The following is a 16530-nucleotide window of genomic DNA, read 5'->3' as shown; positions in this document are numbered from 1 at the left end:
TGTGAGATAACGATATGACTCCCTGGATACTCTTAGTTCTGCTGGCCTTTGCGCTCAGTCCGTTGGCTTGGCTGGTGCCGTCGCGGCGTCAGCGTGGGCAGATGGATGTGCGCTTGCAAGCGCGGCGCCTGGGGGTGGCTATGCAGTTGTCGCGCCAGGAGTGGCCGCACTGGTTGGCGCGTCAGCCGCCCGGCACCTGCCCGCAATATCACCGTGCCCGCCGGCGTGGCCAGCAAGACAGTTGGTGCTATTGGCAGACAGAACCGGGGCAGTGGCTGAATAAATGGCGTGAGCCCTGTGCGGATGAGGCGTTGTTGGCGCATTTGCGCAAGCTGCCGGCGGATGTCTTCAAGGTCGAAGCGACTGCGCAGATGCTGGCTCTGTGCTGGGGCGAGCGTGGCGAAACCGAGGCCCTGCAGCGGGTGGTGGATTTCTTGCAGGAAAAAGCCTGAGCAAAAAATTGCCTGGAGCAATTTTTAACGTCGCGTAGCGACGGCCCGAAGGGTGGTCGCCATGGATGGCAGGCCATATAAAGAAAGCCCAGCGCGAGGGCTGGGCTGGAAAACGGCCAGGCAGGCCGGTAAAGCGAAGGCGGGCGACCTAGAGTTTGGCCGCGGCGTACTGGCTGGAAATCGCTTCGGTGCCCTGAATAATGGTGTCGGAGTATTTGTTGACCAGGAACGGCACGCTGTTCTCGTTGTAGTTGATCAGTGATTTCTCAATATAGCGCCACTTGGTGCTCACACCGCTCCACGACTGCTTGAGCTGCGGGCTGTTCTTGGGTTCCTTCTCCAGTGCGGTCATCTTGCTGGCGAATTCGCTGACCAGTTCCTCGATCGGGCGGGCTTCACCGCCGCCCATAAAGGTCGCCCCCACCGATGCGCTGCGCGAGGCATAGTCAACCGCAATGGCTTGCATCAGCAGGCTTTGCTCGCGACTGCGTTGGGTCAGGGGCGGCACGCTGTAGCCGCTTTCCTGCTGCATCTTGTTGTACAGCTCCTGGCTCAAACTCATCAACTGCTGGTTACGCCCGGCCAGGTCGGCCACCGGCTGCAGGTCGGTAAAACCCTGGGTTTTCAGGGCGTTGGTGAGCTTGTTGAGGTCGATTTGGTAGCCTTGCCACTGCTGCTCCAGTTGCGAGCGCAGGGCCTTGGAGCTCTCTCCTGGCATCTCCGTCAGTGCGCCCAGATGAGTTCTCGCCTGGGTGAGCGACTCATCGATCATCCGCTCGTAGCGTTGATCGCCCTCCATGCCGTTGAACATATAGAAATCGCCCAGGCTTTTCTGCGCAGCCAGGCGCAGCTGATGCAGTTCCAGCAGGCTGGCAGCGGGGTCGGCGGCTTGGCTGGCGGCACTGAACAGGGGCAGGGTGATAGCGAGCAGGGTGCTCAAGGCGCTGGCAAGCAGGCGGCTCGACATAAGGAAACTCCATGTGCCCTTAAGGCGGGCTCTAATTGTTTTTGTTGTGGCTACAACCGGTCTAAAACGGCTGTATGGGCGCGACTGTACCCGGAGCCAGAGCATTTTGCTAGGTAGGCACTGGATCAGGCTTACCCGCCAGAGGTGCGCTGAATGGCTGTTTATCGCCGCCAATGCTCGCCTGATCGCCTCACAGTTTGCCTGCCGCGCAACGTAACTTTTTGTACGGCGAACAAGCCATTACAGGCCAATTGACAAGTTGTGGCTTTTCCTTGAAGGTGTGCACACCCAAATCAAACGGGCGTATGAATTGAGTGTTTGTCTGTTAAGACGACGCCTATACAGCCCGATTATCGCGTCGGTGGGTGTGCCAGGCTGATTGGGGCTACGCTCAAACGGCTATGCCGTTGAGTAGCTCGCTGGTTGGCTCCGATGTGTACTGTTCAGCTTCCATACCGTGGAGATCAGTTGATGATTTACGAAGGTAAAGCCATCACGGTTAAGGCTCTTGAGAGTGGCATCGTCGAATTGAAATTCGACCTCAAGGGTGAATCCGTCAACAAATTCAACCGTCATACCCTCAATGAACTGCGTCAATCCGTTGATGCGATCAAGGCCGATGGTTCGATCAAGGGCGTGATTGTCACCAGTGGCAAAGACGTATTTATCGTCGGCGCCGACATCACCGAGTTCGTCGACAGCTTCAAGCTGTCCGACGAAGAGCTGGTGGCTGGCAACCTCGAAGCCAACAAGATCTTCAGTGATTTTGAAGACCTCAATGTCCCGACTGTGGTCGCAATCAATGGCATCGCCCTGGGCGGTGGTTTTGAAATGTGCCTGGCGGCGGATTACCGCGTCATGGCCGAAGGCGCCAAGGTTGGCCTGCCGGAAGTCAAACTGGGCATCTACCCAGGTTTTGGCGGCACCGTGCGTCTACCGCGGGTTATCGGTACCGATAACGCCGTCGAGTGGATCGCCGCTGGCAAAGAAAACAAAGCGGCCGACGCCCTCAAAGTCGGCGCTGTCGATGCAGTTGTAGCAGCCGACAAGCTCCAGGCCGCGGCTCTGGACCTAGTCAAGCGCGCCATTTCCGGCGAGCTGGATTACAAGGCCAAGCGTCAGCCGAAGCTGGAAAAACTCAAGCTCAACGCCATCGAGCAAATGATGTGCTTCGAAACCGCCAAGGGTTTCGTGGCTGGCCAGGCCGGCCCGAACTACCCGGCGCCGGTCGAAGCGATCAAGACCATCCAGAAAGCCGCCAACCTCGGCCGCGATAAAGCACTGGAAGTGGAAGCCGCTGGCTTCGTCAAGCTGGCCAAGACCCCGGTGGCTGCCAGCCTGATCGGTCTGTTCCTGAACGATCAGGAACTGAAGAAGAAGGCCAAGCACCACGACGAAATCGCCAAAGACGTAAAACTGGCTGCCGTACTCGGCGCCGGCATCATGGGCGGCGGTATCGCCTACCAGTCTGCGTCCAAGGGCACCCCGATCCTGATGAAGGATATCCGTGAAGAGGGTATCCAGATGGGTCTGGCCGAGGCTTCCAAGCTGCTCGGCGGCCGCGTTGCCAAGGGTCGCATGACCCCGGCGAAGATGGCCGAAGCCCTCACCGCCATTCGCCCGACCCTGTCCTACGGCGACTTCGGCGCTGTCGACATAGTAGTCGAAGCCGTGGTCGAGAACCCCAAGGTCAAGCAGATAGTGCTGGCCGAAGTGGAAGGCATGGTTAAGGAAGACGCTATCCTCGCGTCCAACACCTCGACCATCTCCATCAGCTTGCTGGCCAAGGCCCTCAAGCGTCCGGAAAACTTTGTCGGCATGCACTTCTTCAACCCGGTGCACATGATGCCGCTGGTCGAAGTCATCCGTGGCGAGAAGTCCAGCGAAGTGGCGGTCGCCACCACCGTTGCCTACGCCAAGAAGATGGGCAAGACCCCTGTCGTGGTCAACGACTGCCCGGGCTTCCTGGTCAACCGCGTGCTGTTCCCGTACTTCGGCGGCTTCTCCAAGTTGCTGGCGTTCGGCGTCGACTTCGTGCGTATCGACAAGGTCATGGAGAAGTTCGGCTGGCCCATGGGCCCGGCGTACCTGTCCGACGTGGTCGGTATCGACACCGGTCACCATGGCCGTGACGTGATGGCTGAAGGCTTCCCGGATCGCATGGCGGTCGAAGGCCGTACCGCGGTCGACGTGATGTACGAAGCCAATCGCCTGGGCCAGAAAAACGGCAAGGGTTTCTACGTCTACGAAATGGACAAGCGCGGCAAGCCGAAAAAGGTCATTGACCCGCAGGCTTACGAACTGCTCAAGTCCATCGTGGCCGAGCAGCGTGAAGTGACCGATGAGGACATCATCAACTTCATGATGATCCCGCTGTGTCTGGAAACCGTGCGTTGTCTGGAAGACGGCATCGTTGATACCGCTGCCGAGGCCGATATGGGCCTGATCTACGGCATCGGCTTCCCGCCGTTCCGCGGTGGTGCGCTGCGTTACATCGATACCCTCGGTGTAGCCGAGTTCGTTGCCCTGGCCGACAAGTACGCCGATCTGGGCGCGCTGTACACCCCGACTGCCAAGCTTCGCGAAATGGCCGCTAAGGGCCAGAAGTTTTTCGGTTAATCGCGGACAGACTAGAGCGAGAGTGAATTTATGAGCCTGAATCCTAGAGATGCAGTCATCGTCGACTTCGGTCGTACCCCGATGGGTCGTTCCAAGGGCGGCATGCATCGCAATACCCGTGCCGAAACCCTGTCGGCCAACCTGATCAGCGGCGTGCTGTCGCGTAACACCAAGGTCGATCCGGCCGAAGTGGAAGACGTGATCTGGGGCTGCGTCAACCAGACCCTGGAGCAGGGCTGGAACATCGCGCGCATGGCGTCGCTGATGACCCAGATCCCGCACACCGCTGCTGGTCAGACTGTCAGCCGTCTGTGTGGCTCCTCCATGAGCGCCCTGCACACTGCCGTGCAGGCGATCCAGACCGGCAACGGCGACGTATTCGTCATCGGCGGTGTGGAGCACATGGGTCACGTCGGCATGATGCACGGCGTCGATCCGAACCCGCACCTGTCGCTGTACGCCGCCAAGGCGTCGGGAATGATGGGTCTGACCGCGGAAATGCTCGGCAAGATGCATGGCATCAGCCGTGAGCAGCAGGACGCCTTCGGTGAGCGTTCGCACCGTTTGGCGCACAAGGCCACAGTCGAAGGCAAGTTCAAGGATGAAATCATCCCGATGCAAGGCTACGACGAGAATGGCTTCCTGAAAGTCTTCGATTTCGACGAAACCATTCGTCCGGAGACCACCCTGGAAAGCCTGGCTGCCCTGAAGCCTGCGTTCAATCCGAAAGGCGGCACAGTGACTGCTGGTACTTCCTCGCAGATCACCGACGGCGCTTCCTGCATGATAGTCATGAGCGCCCAGCGCGCCCAGGATCTCGGCATTCAGCCGATGGCCGTGGTTCGCGCCATGGCGGTGGCCGGTGTGGATCCGGCGATCATGGGTTACGGTCCAGTACCGGCCACCCAGAAAGCCCTCAAGCGCGCCGGTCTGAGCATCAACGACATCGACTTCTTCGAGCTCAACGAAGCCTTCGCCGCCCAGGCTCTGCCTGTGCTGAAGGACCTGAAAGTGCTCGATAAGATGGAAGAGAAGGTCAACCTGCACGGCGGCGCTATCGCCCTGGGTCACCCCTTCGGCTGTTCCGGTGCGCGTATCTCCGGTACCCTGCTGAACGTGATGAAGCAGAATGGCGGCACCTTCGGTGTGTCCACCATGTGTATTGGCCTCGGTCAAGGCATCAGCACCGTATTCGAGCGCCTCTAAGCTTTAGGTGTAAGAAACGGAAAAACCGGGGCCTGTGCCCCGGTTTTTGTTTGTCGGCGGAAAATTTTCGAGGAATTCAGCCATGCAGGTGCAACCAGGTCTCTACCGCCACTACAAAGGCCCCGAATACCGCGTCTTTGGTGTGGCCCAGCACTCCGAGACGGAGCAGCAGATGGTGGTCTATCAGGCGCTGTACGGCGATTACGGCCTGTGGGTAAGGCCGTTGGAGATGTTTTGCGAAAGCGTCGAAGTGGACGGCGAAAGCGTTCCGCGCTTTGCTTTGATTCAGGCTGAAACCGCAGTTTTTACCAAGCCTTGAGCGGATAGCTGGGCATTGCTGCGCTTGACCTCGGCTTAACCACCACTATATATAGCGGTGCCGCGCTAGCAGGCAGCTGCGCGCCTTCCGCATTTATTTATCGAATTTCAGGAATTTTCCAATCCATGGGCAAATCGCTGGTCATCGTGGAATCCCCGGCCAAGGCCAAGACCATCAACAAGTACTTGGGCAACGAGTACGTGGTGAAGTCGAGCATCGGCCATATCCGTGACCTGCCCACCAGTGGCTCGGCGAGCACGGCTAAAGAGCCGGCTAAGCGTGCTAAGGCCGCTGCGGGCGAAGTGCCGGCGTTGTCGCCCAAGGAAAAATCCAAGCGTCAGCTGTTCGCCCGCATGGGCGTCGACCCGGAGCATGGCTGGAAGGCCAAGTACGAGATCCTTCCCGGCAAGGAGAAGGTGGTCGAAGAGCTGCGCCGTTTGGCCAAGGATGCTGACACCATCTACCTCGCAACCGACTTGGATCGCGAGGGGGAAGCCATTGCCTGGCACCTGCGCGAATCCATAGGGGGCGACGACAGCCGCTACAAGCGCGTGGTGTTCAACGAAATCACCAAGAAAGCCATCCAGGAAGCCTTCGCCAAGCCTGGCGAGCTGGATATCAACCGGGTCAATGCCCAGCAGGCGCGGCGTTTCCTCGACCGCGTAGTGGGCTATATGGTCTCGCCGCTGTTGTGGGCCAAGATCGCCCGCGGCCTGTCTGCCGGTCGTGTGCAGTCGGTAGCGGTGAAGCTGGTGGTGGAGCGCGAAAAAGAGATCCGCGCCTTCGTCCCCGAGGAATACTGGGAAGTGCACGCCGATCTGGGCACCGCCAAAGGCGTCAATGTGCGCTTTGAAGTGGCTCGCGAGAACGGCGCTGCCTTCAAGCCGCTGAATGAAGCCCAGGCCATGGCGGCCCTGGCCACGCTCAAAGCGTCCAGCTACAGCATCGCCAAGCGCGAAGACAAACCGACCAGCAGCAAGCCGTCGGCACCTTTTATTACCTCCACCCTGCAGCAGGCGGCCAGTAACCGTCTCGGCTTCGGGGTGAAGAAGACCATGATGATGGCCCAGCGTCTGTATGAGGCGGGTTACATCACCTATATGCGTACCGATTCGACCAACCTCTCGGCCGACGCCGTGAGCATGGTGCGTGACTTTATCCAGGGCGAGTTCGGCAAGAAGTACCTGCCGGCCGAGCCGATTGCCTACAGCAGCAAAGAGGGGGCGCAGGAGGCGCACGAAGCGATTCGCCCGTCCGACGTCAACCTCAAGCCCACTCAGCTGTCCGGTATGGAGCGTGACGCCGAGCGCTTGTACGAGCTGATCTGGCGCCAGTTCGTCGCCTGCCAGATGCCGCCGGCCGAGTACCTGTCCACCACAGTGACAGTCACCGCCGCGCAGTTCGAGCTGCGCGCCAAGGGTCGTATCCTCAAGTTCGACGGTTACACCCGGGTATTGCCGCAGCTGAGCAAGCCGGGCGATGACGATGTGCTGCCGGACATGAGCCAGGGCGAAGCGCTCAAGCTGATCAAGCTCGATCCGAGCCAGCACTTCACCAAGCCGCCGGCGCGTTATTCCGAAGCCAGCCTGGTCAAGGAAATGGAGAAGCGCGGTATTGGTCGACCATCGACCTATGCGGCGATCATCGGGACCATCCAGGACCGCGGCTACGTAGCCCTGCATAACCGGCGCTTCTATTCCGAGAAGATGGGCGACATAGTCACCGAGCGCCTGGCTGAGAGCTTCTCCAACCTGATGGACTACGGCTTTACCGCCGGCATGGAAGAGCACCTGGACGATGTGGCCCAGGGCGAGCGCGAGTGGAAGCATGTGCTCGATGAGTTTTACGGTGACTTCAAGAAGAAGCTCGAAGTGGCCGAAGCCAGCGGCAGTGGCATGCGCGCCAATCTGCCGACCCTGACCGATATCCCGTGCCGCGATTGCGCTCGGCCTATGACCATTCGTACCGCCTCCACGGGCGTGTTCCTCGGCTGTTCCGGCTATGCGCTGCCGCCGAAAGAGCGCTGCAAAGCCACGGTGAACCTGGTCCCGGGCGATGAAATTGCCGCGGATGATGAAGGCGAGTCCGAGTCCCTGGTATTGCTGGGCAAGCACCGTTGCCCGATCTGTTCGACCGCCATGGATGCCTATCTGCTGGACGAGACCCGCAAGTTGCATATCTGCGGCAATAACCCGGATTGCTCGGGCTATGAAGTCGAACAGGGGCAGTACCGGATCAAGGGCTACGAAGGCCCGAGCCTGGAGTGCGACAAGTGCGGCAGCCAGATGCAGCTGAAAACCGGGCGTTTCGGCAAGTTCTTCGGTTGCACCAATAGCGAGTGCAAGAACACCCGCAAACTGCTGAAAAGCGGTGAGGCGGCGCCTCCGAAGATGGACCCGGTGAAGATGCCGGAGCTCAAGTGCGAGAAGGTCAACGACACCTATATCCTGCGCGACGGCGCATCGGGTCTGTTTCTGGCCGCCAGCCAGTTCCCGAAGAACCGCGAAACCCGCGCGCCTTTGGTGTTGGAGCTGACTCCGCATAAGGACGAGATCGATCCTAAGTATCACTTCCTCTGCGATGCGCCGAAGAAAGATCCGGAAGGCCGCGCGGCAGTGATCCGTTACAGCCGCAAGACCAAGGAGCAGTACGTGCAGACCGAGGTCGATGGCAAGCCGACTGGCTGGCGTGCCTTCTATGACGGCGCTAAGTGGAAAGTCGAAGACAAGCGCTGATCGGACTAAGGGCGCGCCAGCAGCTTGCCGGCGCGCGTATGCTTAGCAGGCCGTTGAAAAATGTAGGCGAGGCAGTCGAGACAAGGCAAAAGTGGCCGAAAAAGCGGAGTTTACCTGTTGTAAATGAGCATTTTGAGGGCGCTTTTAACGCCGTATCGACAACGTAGATAGTTTTTCAGCGGCCTGCTTAGCTGATCCGTTGTGGAGGGTGCCACCATGGCCCATGAACTCTATACCCGTACCAACCAGAAAATCTTCTATGCCGGCCTGGCGCTGGAGTCCTGGCGCAAGGCCGAGCAGGGCCAGAGCATGAATGCGCTGGCCTTGATCCAGGCTGAGCGCGAGGCGGCGCTGTTCCATCTGTATGGCGCCCTGTTGGGGCTGTGCCATGAGATCGCCGGTTATTACCGTTTGCCTGATAGCGCGGCCCCCCGTGCCGAACGCTTTCTCACTGCCGAGGTGCTGGAGGCAGCGCCGAGCCAGGAGTTGGGCGAGTTGGTCGAACTGGCGCAGTCTCCGGATAGTTGGGTTGCGCAATTGCTCTCGGCCTATGCCGAGCTGTTCCAGCCACCGCAAGCCAGCAAGAAGGCCAAGGTCGATCCTGGCACCCCGTTGATCACGGCGGTCAGCCTGGATGAAGAGGTCGCGCCCTTGGCGCGGGACACCCTGGAAGCATGGCGTCAGCAGCTGAAGGCTCTGGCGCAACGTTTTCGTGAAACCCTGAGCGAGTGGTAAGAGTCGATTGGACCGGTGGACTAGGGGCAGCCTTGGTCGACTGTTACAATGCCGACCTTTCGTGGAGAGCAATGCCAATGCCTACATCATTCCTGGAAATTGTCGAACTGCCTGATGGGCGCATCGCTTTGCGCCGCGCAGAGGATGAAGAGTCGTTGGTGGTGCTGGATTTTTCTGCTGACGCCAAGGCTTTCCTGCAAGGCCAGCATGTAGAAGTGGCCAAGGCCATGCTCAATGTCGGCGTGCAAATGGCCGGTCGCTTGGCTGAGAATAATTTTCAGCAAGAAGAAGGGCCACGGGTTCTGCACTGATTGCTGGCAGGTATAAGCAAAGTCTCATCCTGCTCTAGGCTTTGCCCGCATCAATAGCTGGCTCCCCGCTTCATTGCGTCAGCGTGCACAGCCCTTGTGTGCGTGAGTCTTACCCCAGGCTGATATTTAAACTCTGCGCCTTGCCGGTCCGGGCGGCTTGCTCGAGCTGTTGGCGTGCCTGGCGCTCCAGTGGCTGCAGCCAGCTGACCACCGTATGACTACGTCCGAGTTTCAGGGCTTGCTGGGCCAGTTCCAGCGCGCTTTGCTCGCCGCGTGGATGCAGCAGCAATATGCGTTCGCGGTTCAAGCCCGCATCGCGCAGCCAGGCCTGGGTCAGGCTGGAGGGCGGGGCGATCAGGGTCAGCCAGCGTTCGTCGTGGTTCTCGCTCAACTCCCGCAATATGGGGGCGAGCAGGTTAAGGCAGTGCCCGGCTGCGCCGCGCAGCGACATTTCACTGAAAGCCTCTGCTTCATCCTGCCAGGGCAATTCTGCTGCATCGGCCAGCAACGGGTTGGCTGTCGAAGCCAGGAAGGCGTCGAACAAGGGCAGTTGTGTACGGTTCAGTGATTGCGGGAACTGCATAAATCCTCCACTAGCGGCGGATAACGCCGACGCTCAAGCCTTCGATAATCAAATCCTGTTCTTCCAGGTTCACTTCAATGGGCGCGAATTCAGGATTCTCGGCGATCAGCCAGACCTTGTTGCCCTCACGCTTGAAGCGTTTGACCGTGACCTCATCATCGAGGCGCGCCACTACCACCTGGCCGTTACGGGCTTCGCGGGTGGTGTGGACGGCCAGCAGGTCGCCGTCGAAGATGCCGATGTCCTTCATGCTCATGCCGCGCACGCGCAGCAGGTAGTCGGCTCTGGGGTGGAAGAACTCCGGGTTGATCCGGCAGGATTCTTCGATGTGCTGTTGCGCCAGAATCGGTGCGCCGGCAGCGACGCGGCCAATCACCGGCAGGCCTTCTTCTTCCTCGGCATTGGGCTCGAAACCGGGGATGCGAATGCCCCGCGAAGCACCCGGGGTCATCTCGATGGCGCCTTTGCGCGCCAGGGCCTTGAGATGCTCTTCGGCCGCGTTGGGTGATTTAAAGCCCAGCTTCACAGCGATTTCCGCGCGGGTAGGCGGATAGCCGTTGTCTTCAAGGCATTGCTTGATAAAGGCGAGAATTTCAGCTTGGCGGGGCGTCAGTTTAAGCATGGTGGGCTCTGTTTTTTTGTACAGTGACTGGAATTATATACAGTGATTCACTCTTGGCAATCCTTGTATTTTGTTCTGTACTGAATTTGCTCGCCGCTAATCTTCTGTGGTTGCTCTGTTACTTGCGCCCTGCGCTGTTCGTCTAGGCATTATCTGCAGAGGTTTTTTTCGCAGCTTCCGTGACCGATCAGCCACAAGATGGTTTGCCCGACTTGACAAGACGGACAGATGAAACGTATGTTTCAAACAAGTGTTTGTTCAGATGAAAAGAGTCATGGCCCAGTCGGAAACCGTTGAACGCATTCTCGATGCGGCAGAGCAGTTGTTTGCGGAGAAGGGTTTCGCCGAAACTTCTCTGCGTTTGATCACCAGCAAGGCCGGGGTCAACCTGGCTGCGGTGAACTATCACTTCGGCTCGAAGAAGGCCTTGATCCAAGCGGTTTTCTCGCGCTTTCTCGGTCCCTTCTGCGTAAGCCTCGAGCGCGAGCTGGATCGCCGCCAGGCCAAGCCCGAAACCAAACTGTCTCTCGAAGATCTGCTCGAACTCCTGGTCGAGCTGGCGCTGGCGGTTAAACCGCGCAGTGGCAACGATCTGTCGATCTTTATGCGCTTGCTGGGTCTGGCTTTTAGCCAGAGCCAAGGCCACCTGCGTAAATACCTGGAAGAGGTGTACGGCAAGGTCTTCCGCCGCTACATGCTGCTGGTGCACGAGGCGGCCCCGCGTATTCCGCCGTTGGAACTGTTCTGGCGCGTGCACTTTATGCTGGGTGCCGCGGCTTTCAGCATGTCCGGGATCAAGGCGCTGCGCGCCATGGCGGAAACCGATTTCGGGGTGAATACCTCGATCGAGCAGGTGATGCGCCTGATGGTGCCTTTCCTGGCTGCCGGCATGCGCTCGGAAACCGGCCTGGCCGACGAAGCGTTGGCCAGTGCCCAGCTCAAGCCCCGCAGTAAGGTGGCGGCTATCCCCAGCAAAGTTTGAGGCCGCCGGGTGGGCTTGCTGGGTTCGATCCGCTAAGCTAGCTGCCCATGGTTGCTCTCGATCTTCTGCATATTTCTCTCGCCGATCAGTGCCTGTATGGCTTTGCCAACGGGCAACTGCTGCTGCGCCTGCCGGTTTCCACGGCGCTCAATGGTCCTGGTGAGCAACATGGCTCGGGCTGCACGCCGCGCGGCCTGCATTGGGTGCGGGCGAAGATAGGCGAAGGCTTGCCGCTGGGTGCCGTGCTACGTGGGCGGCGCTGGACCGGCGAGGTCTGGTCGCCGGCTTTACATGCGCAATTTCCCGGCCGCGACTGGATTCTCAGTCGCATCCTCTGGCTCAGCGGCTGCGAGCTCGGGCGCAATCGGTTGGAGGCGGTCGACACCTTCCGCCGCTATATCTATCTGCATGGCACGCCGGACAGCGAGCCCATGGGCGTACCGCGCTCCCATGGCTGCGTGCGCCTGCGCAACGCCGATTTGCTGGAACTGTTCCCGCGCGTCCCCCTTCACTGCGTCGTCCAGATCGACGAGGCTCCATGCCCGCTCTGGGCGGCCATGCCGCTTATTTAAGGATTGCTTGTGAGTGCTCCCATGCAAGGTTCATTGATGCTGGATATCGCCGGTACCTGGCTGACGGCCGAGGATCGCCAGATCCTGCGCCAGCCGCAAGTCGGCGGTGTGATTCTGTTCGCGCGCAATATCGAGACACCGCGCCAGGTGCGTGAACTGGCCGCAGCCATTCGCGCGGTGCGCCCGGATCTGCTGCTGGCGGTCGATCAGGAAGGTGGGCGGGTGCAGCGTTTGCGTCAGGGCTTCGTGCGCCTGCCGGCGATGCGTGCGATTGCCGATAACACCAATGCCGAAGTCTTGGCCGAGCACTGCGGCTGGATCATGGCCACTGAGGTGCTGGCGGTCGGCTTGGACCTGAGCTTCGCGCCGGTGCTGGATCTGGATCACCAGCGCAGCGCGGTGGTCGGCAGCCGGGCTTTCGAGGGCGATGCGGCGCGCGCCACCCAGCTGGCCGGTGCCTTTATTCGCGGCATGAACGCGGCGGGCATGGCGGCGACCGGCAAGCACTTTCCGGGGCACGGCTGGGCCGAGGCGGATTCCCATGTGGCGATCCCCCTGGATGAGCGCAGCCTCGAGCAGATTCGCGCAGTCGATCTGCAGCCTTTTGCCCGCCTGAGCCAGCAACTGGCGGCGGTGATGCCGGCCCATGTGATCTATCCCCAGGTCGACAGCCAGCCAGCGGGTTTCTCGCGGCGCTGGCTGCAGGACATCCTGCGCGGCGAGCTGGCCTTCAAGGGCGTGATCTTCAGTGATGACCTGTCCATGGCCGGCGCCCACGTGGTGGGCGATGCGGCGTGCCGTATCGAGGCGGCGCTCGCGGCGGGCTGTGATATGGGCTTGGTCTGCAACGATAGGGCCGCGGCCGAGTTGGCTTTGAGTGCCTTGCAGCGCCTCATGGTGGTGGCGCCAGTGGGCTTGGCGCGCATGCGCCGCCAGGCTTTCCCTGGGATCGAGTACCGGCAAGAGCCGCGCTGGCTGGAAGCGCTCGGCGCGTTGCGCACCGCGCAACTCATAGAGTGAGGACGCTGGAATGACTGTCTACGCCATTATCGGCGGTACCGGCCTGACCAAATTGGACGGCCTGAGCATCACCGCGGCACTGAATATCGACACGCCCTATGGCGCGCCTTCGGCGGCGGTATTGCGCGGCCAGTACGCCGGCAAGGAGGTGCTGTTCCTCGCCCGGCACGGCCAGCCCCATCGCATTGCGCCGCATCAGGTCAATTACCGCGCCAATCTCTGGGCGCTGCGCGAGGCGGGCGCCCAGGTGATTCTCGCGGTCAATGCGGTGGGCGGCATTCACGCGTCCATGGGCACCGGGCATTTCTGCGTGCCGCATCAGATCATCGATTACAGCTATGGTCGTGAGCACACTTATTTCGAAGGTGAGTTGGAGCACGTGACCCACATCGACTTCAGTCATCCTTACGATGCCGGTCTGCGGCGCAAATTGGCCGCCGCCCTGGCGGCCGAGCGCTGCGAGTTCAGCACGCACGGTATCTATGGCTGTACCCAGGGGCCGCGCCTGGAGACGGCGGCCGAGATTGCCCGGATGGAGCGCGATGGCTGCGACATAGTGGGCATGACCGGGATGCCGGAAGCGGCGCTGGCCCGCGAGCTGGAGTTGCCCTATGCCTGCCTGGCGCTGGTGGTGAACCCGGCGGCGGGCAAGTCCAGGGCCTTGATCAGCATGGCGGAGATCGAGCGGGTGCTGGAAGAGGGCATGGGGGCGGTCAAGGCGGTATTGGCCCGGGTGCTAAGCAGCTGAGTCAGTACCTGTAAAATAAAGAGGGCCGCGCGATGCGGCCCTTTTTCGTATGGCTCGCGCCTTACAGCGGGCTGACCCGAATCAGCAGGCCCAGGCTGCCGTTATCCAGGAAAGTCAGCTCACCGCTTTTCAGCCGGCTGTTCTGCTTGATGCGCTCGCTGTCGCTGAGCGCACCACTGGCGTCGAACTGGTTGACCCAGATGTCGCTGTCCAGTTCGAGCTGTTGCCCCTGCTTCAGGCTGATGCTGCCCTCGACGGGGTAATGGCCGAACTGCTCATCGCCGCTGCTGATGGCGACGCTGCTGGCGGGGCTCTGCGACCAGGCCTGATGCAGCAATACCTGGTAGCCGCTGGACGGGTTGAGCTTGCCGGCCTCGGCATTCAGGCTGGTACTGCGGCTGTTGCTGGAATTGACCGGCATGGCGTTCTGCGCCCAGTTATCCGGCGCCAGTTGGCCGGCAGAAATCATCTCGTTGGACTGGCGAAAGACTATGACTTCCACCTGGTACAGGCCTTCGGCCAACGCCTGGGTGCTGCTCAGCAAGCTAAGCAGGATAAGCGGCAGCAAGGCCAGGGTGCGGAGTGCGCGCATGGGTCAGTCCTTTAAGTAGAGGGAATCAGGCGCTCGAACAGCGCTTCGAGGTTGTTGAAGCGTTCTTCCGGGCGCTCCATCGGCACCTGGAATTTAAACATTGTCGCGCCTTCGAACTTGTAGCGGCTTGGCGCGCTCTGGATCAGCTTGATCAGGGTCAGCGGGTCGACGCAGGTGTCGGCGGCGAACTCGATGCGCCCGCCCTGTGGGCCGGCGTCGACCTTCTTGATCCCGAGCTTCTCCGCCTGCAGCTTGAGCAATGTGATGCGCACCAGGTGCTTGGTCGGGTCCGGCAGCAGGCCGAAGCGGTCGATCATCTCCACCTGCAGCTCTTTCAGGCCATCCTCGTCGGCGGCGTTGGCGATGCGTTTGTAGAGAATCAACCGCGCATGCACATCCGGCAGGTAGTCCTCGGGGATCAGCGCCGGCACCCGCAGGTTGATCTCCGGGCCGCCGCCGAGCGGCTGGTCGAGGTTGGGTTGCTCGCCCTTGCGGATGGCCTTCACCGCGCGTTCGAGCATCTCCATATAGAGGGTGAAACCGACCGCCTGGATCTGCCCGCTCTGACCGTCGCCGAGCAGCTCGCCGGCACCGCGGATTTCCAGGTCGTGGGTGGCCAGCAGGAAGCCGGCGCCCAGATCTTGTGCGCCTGAGATGGCTTCCAGGCGCTTCTGCGCATCGTCGGTCATCTGCTTGCGCGGCGGGGTGAGCAGGTAGGCATAGGCCTGGTGGTGGCTGCGGCCGACCCGGCCGCGCAGCTGGTGCAGCTGGGCCAGGCCGAACTTGTCGGCGCGCTCGATGATGATGGTGTTGGCGCTGGGCACGTCGATGCCGGTCTCGATGATGGTCGAGGCGATCAGCACGTTGAAGCGCTTGTGATAGAAGTCGCCCATCACCTGTTCCAGCTCGCGTTCGCGCATCTGCCCGTGGCCGATGCCGATACGCGCCTCCGGCACCAGTTCGGCCAGGTCGGCGGCGCATTTCTCGATGGTCTTCACATCGTTGTGCAGGTAGTACACCTGGCCGCCGCGCAGCAGTTCGCGCAACAGCGCCTCCTTGATAGTCGGCTTGTTTTGCTCCATGACGAAGGTGCGCACCGACAGGCGCCGGGCCGGCGGGGTGGCGATGATCGACAGGTCGCGCATGCCGGCGACCGCCATATTCAGGGTGCGCGGAATAGGTGTGGCGGTGAGGGTGAGGATATCCACCTCGCTGCGCAGGGCCTTGAGCTGTTCCTTCTGGCGCACGCCGAAACGGTGCTCTTCGTCGATGATCACCAGGCCCAGGTTGCTGAACTTGACGTCTTCCTGCAGCAGCTTGTGGGTGCCGATGACGATATCCACCTTGCCCTCGGCCAGTTGCTGCACGGCATCGCCGACTTCCTTGGCGCTCTTGAAGCGGCTCATCACCTCGACCTTGACCGGCCAGTCGGCGAAGCGGTCGCGGAAGCTGTTGTAGTGCTGCTGGGCGAGCAAGGTGGTGGGCACCAGTACGGCCACCTGCTTGCCGCCATGCACGGCGATAAAGGCCGCGCGCATCGCCACTTCGGTCTTGCCGAAGCCGACGTCGCCGCAGATCAGGCGGTCCATGGTTTTGGCGGCGAGCATGTCGTCGCGCACCGCTTCGATGGCGGTTTGCTGGTCCGGGGTTTCCTCGAAGGGGAAGCCGGCGCTGAAGGTGGCGTAATCCACTGTGGGGTCGGCAAAGGCGTAGCCTTCGCGGGCGGCGCGGCGGGCGTAGATGTCCAGCAGTTCGGCGGCGACATCGCGCACCTGCTCGGCGGCCTTGCGCTTGGCCTTCTGCCAGGTTTCCGAGCCGAGGCGATGCAGCGGCGCCAGGGCGTCGTCGCTGCCGGTGTAGCGGGCGATCAGGTGCAGGCTGGCCACCGGCACATAGAGCTTGGCTTCCTCGGCGTACATCAGGGCGAGGTATTCGGCGGCCTGGCCTTCGATCTCCAGGGTGACCAGGCCCAGGTAGCGGCCGACGCCATGATCGATATGCACCACAGGCGCGCCTTCTCGCAGTTCGGCGAGGTTCTTGATGACGTTATCGCCGCCATCGCGGGAC

The 16530-nt window shown here is 61.0% G+C and carries 16 protein-coding genes; 11 read left to right on the top strand and 5 right to left on the bottom strand.

Annotation, left to right across the window (positions count from 1 at the left end; translation table 11 throughout):
- Positions 1–14: 14 nt before the first annotated feature.
- Entirely contained in the window at positions 15–452 is a 438-nt protein-coding gene (locus tag Q8Q83_RS12715) for a hypothetical protein (RefSeq protein WP_305624249.1), read from the top strand.
- Positions 453–600: 148 nt separating this feature from the next.
- Here Q8Q83_RS12715 and Q8Q83_RS12710 read toward each other — a convergent pair whose 3' ends face one another.
- Positions 601–1419: a hypothetical protein gene (locus Q8Q83_RS12710; protein ID WP_305624247.1), complete on the bottom strand. Its 819-nt coding sequence runs from the start codon at positions 1417–1419 to the stop codon at positions 601–603.
- 471 nt (positions 1420–1890) lie between these two features.
- On the opposite strand from Q8Q83_RS12710, the gene fadB reads away from it, so the two are divergent.
- The 6 genes from fadB (at position 1891) to Q8Q83_RS12680 (ending at position 9344) form a co-directional block, all read left to right on the top strand.
- Complete coding sequence (gene fadB / locus Q8Q83_RS12705) at positions 1891–4038, top strand: fatty acid oxidation complex subunit alpha FadB (protein ID WP_305624246.1); 2148 nt, start codon at positions 1891–1893, stop codon at positions 4036–4038.
- Between the two features lie 30 nt (positions 4039–4068).
- Positions 4069–5244 carry an acetyl-CoA C-acyltransferase FadA gene (gene fadA / locus Q8Q83_RS12700; protein ID WP_305624244.1) on the top strand — a complete coding sequence of 392 codons (1176 nt, stop codon included), beginning with the start codon at positions 4069–4071 and terminating at the stop codon, positions 5242–5244.
- Between the two features lie 82 nt (positions 5245–5326).
- A complete protein-coding gene (locus Q8Q83_RS12695) occupies positions 5327–5563 on the top strand; it encodes a DUF1653 domain-containing protein (protein ID WP_305624242.1) in 237 nt (78 codons plus the stop codon).
- 125 nt (positions 5564–5688) lie between these two features.
- Positions 5689–8298, top strand: a complete 2610-nt coding sequence (topA, locus tag Q8Q83_RS12690) for a type I DNA topoisomerase (RefSeq protein ID WP_305624240.1) — start codon at positions 5689–5691, stop codon at positions 8296–8298.
- A 216-nt stretch (positions 8299–8514) separates the two neighbouring features.
- A complete protein-coding gene (locus Q8Q83_RS12685; protein ID WP_305624238.1) occupies positions 8515–9033 on the top strand; it encodes a DUF6586 family protein in 519 nt (172 codons plus the stop codon).
- 77 nt (positions 9034–9110) lie between these two features.
- Complete coding sequence (locus Q8Q83_RS12680; RefSeq protein ID WP_090248059.1) at positions 9111–9344, top strand: hypothetical protein; 234 nt, start codon at positions 9111–9113, stop codon at positions 9342–9344.
- 109 nt (positions 9345–9453) lie between these two features.
- Here Q8Q83_RS12680 and sulA read toward each other — a convergent pair whose 3' ends face one another.
- Complete coding sequence (gene sulA, locus Q8Q83_RS12675; RefSeq protein WP_305624236.1) at positions 9454–9927, bottom strand: SOS-induced cell division inhibitor SulA; 474 nt, start codon at positions 9925–9927, stop codon at positions 9454–9456.
- Positions 9928–9937: 10 nt separating this feature from the next.
- Positions 9938–10549, bottom strand: a complete 612-nt coding sequence (lexA, locus tag Q8Q83_RS12670) for a transcriptional repressor LexA (protein ID WP_305624234.1) — start codon at positions 10547–10549, stop codon at positions 9938–9940.
- 274 nt (positions 10550–10823) lie between these two features.
- Between lexA and Q8Q83_RS12665 the strand changes: the two genes are divergently transcribed.
- From Q8Q83_RS12665 to Q8Q83_RS12650, 4 genes are read left to right on the top strand one after another with little or no spacing between them, the layout of a single operon-like run.
- Positions 10824–11531, top strand: coding sequence for a TetR/AcrR family transcriptional regulator (locus Q8Q83_RS12665; protein ID WP_305624232.1), 708 nt, complete (start codon positions 10824–10826; stop codon positions 11529–11531).
- 47 nt (positions 11532–11578) lie between these two features.
- Positions 11579–12103, top strand: coding sequence for a L,D-transpeptidase (locus Q8Q83_RS12660; RefSeq protein WP_305624230.1), 525 nt, complete (start codon positions 11579–11581; stop codon positions 12101–12103).
- A 21-nt stretch (positions 12104–12124) separates the two neighbouring features.
- Positions 12125–13123 carry a beta-N-acetylhexosaminidase gene (gene nagZ, locus Q8Q83_RS12655; protein WP_305624228.1) on the top strand — a complete coding sequence of 333 codons (999 nt, stop codon included), beginning with the start codon at positions 12125–12127 and terminating at the stop codon, positions 13121–13123.
- A gap of 10 nt (positions 13124–13133) precedes the next feature.
- Positions 13134–13871, top strand: a complete 738-nt coding sequence (locus Q8Q83_RS12650; protein ID WP_305624226.1) for an S-methyl-5'-thioinosine phosphorylase — start codon at positions 13134–13136, stop codon at positions 13869–13871.
- Between the two features lie 61 nt (positions 13872–13932).
- Here Q8Q83_RS12650 and Q8Q83_RS12645 read toward each other — a convergent pair whose 3' ends face one another.
- Both Q8Q83_RS12645 and mfd read right to left on the bottom strand, forming a co-directional pair.
- Entirely contained in the window at positions 13933–14463 is a 531-nt protein-coding gene (locus tag Q8Q83_RS12645; protein WP_305624225.1) for a CsiV family protein, read from the bottom strand.
- 11 nt (positions 14464–14474) lie between these two features.
- On the bottom strand, positions 14475–16530 hold a 2056-nt coding region (mfd, locus tag Q8Q83_RS12640), incomplete at its 5' end, for a transcription-repair coupling factor (RefSeq protein ID WP_305624224.1).

This window comes from Pseudomonas sp. (genome assembly GCF_030696055.1).
Classification (GTDB): domain Bacteria; phylum Pseudomonadota; class Gammaproteobacteria; order Pseudomonadales; family Pseudomonadaceae; genus Aquipseudomonas.
Note: the sequence above shows the minus strand (reverse complement) of the source record. Positions and strands in the feature narration are given on the sequence as shown.

What these genes read in the sequence shown, in the direction of transcription:
- Q8Q83_RS12715 (WP_305624249.1), top strand. Translation starts at nt 15, where the DNA reads ATGACTCCCTGGATACTCTTAGTTCTGCTGGCCTTTGCGCTCAGTCCG.
- Q8Q83_RS12710 (WP_305624247.1), bottom strand. Translation starts at nt 1,419, where the DNA reads ATGTCGAGCCGCCTGCTTGCCAGCGCCTTGAGCACCCTGCTCGCTATC.
- fadB (WP_305624246.1), top strand. Translation starts at nt 1,891, where the DNA reads ATGATTTACGAAGGTAAAGCCATCACGGTTAAGGCTCTTGAGAGTGGC.
- fadA (WP_305624244.1), top strand. Translation starts at nt 4,069, where the DNA reads ATGAGCCTGAATCCTAGAGATGCAGTCATCGTCGACTTCGGTCGTACC.
- Q8Q83_RS12695 (WP_305624242.1), top strand. Translation starts at nt 5,327, where the DNA reads ATGCAGGTGCAACCAGGTCTCTACCGCCACTACAAAGGCCCCGAATAC.
- topA (WP_305624240.1), top strand. Translation starts at nt 5,689, where the DNA reads ATGGGCAAATCGCTGGTCATCGTGGAATCCCCGGCCAAGGCCAAGACC.
- Q8Q83_RS12685 (WP_305624238.1), top strand. Translation starts at nt 8,515, where the DNA reads ATGGCCCATGAACTCTATACCCGTACCAACCAGAAAATCTTCTATGCC.
- Q8Q83_RS12680 (WP_090248059.1), top strand. Translation starts at nt 9,111, where the DNA reads ATGCCTACATCATTCCTGGAAATTGTCGAACTGCCTGATGGGCGCATC.
- sulA (WP_305624236.1), bottom strand. Translation starts at nt 9,927, where the DNA reads ATGCAGTTCCCGCAATCACTGAACCGTACACAACTGCCCTTGTTCGAC.
- lexA (WP_305624234.1), bottom strand. Translation starts at nt 10,549, where the DNA reads ATGCTTAAACTGACGCCCCGCCAAGCTGAAATTCTCGCCTTTATCAAG.
- Q8Q83_RS12665 (WP_305624232.1), top strand. Translation starts at nt 10,824, where the DNA reads ATGGCCCAGTCGGAAACCGTTGAACGCATTCTCGATGCGGCAGAGCAG.
- Q8Q83_RS12660 (WP_305624230.1), top strand. Translation starts at nt 11,579, where the DNA reads ATGGTTGCTCTCGATCTTCTGCATATTTCTCTCGCCGATCAGTGCCTG.
- nagZ (WP_305624228.1), top strand. Translation starts at nt 12,125, where the DNA reads ATGCAAGGTTCATTGATGCTGGATATCGCCGGTACCTGGCTGACGGCC.
- Q8Q83_RS12650 (WP_305624226.1), top strand. Translation starts at nt 13,134, where the DNA reads ATGACTGTCTACGCCATTATCGGCGGTACCGGCCTGACCAAATTGGAC.
- Q8Q83_RS12645 (WP_305624225.1), bottom strand. Translation starts at nt 14,463, where the DNA reads ATGCGCGCACTCCGCACCCTGGCCTTGCTGCCGCTTATCCTGCTTAGC.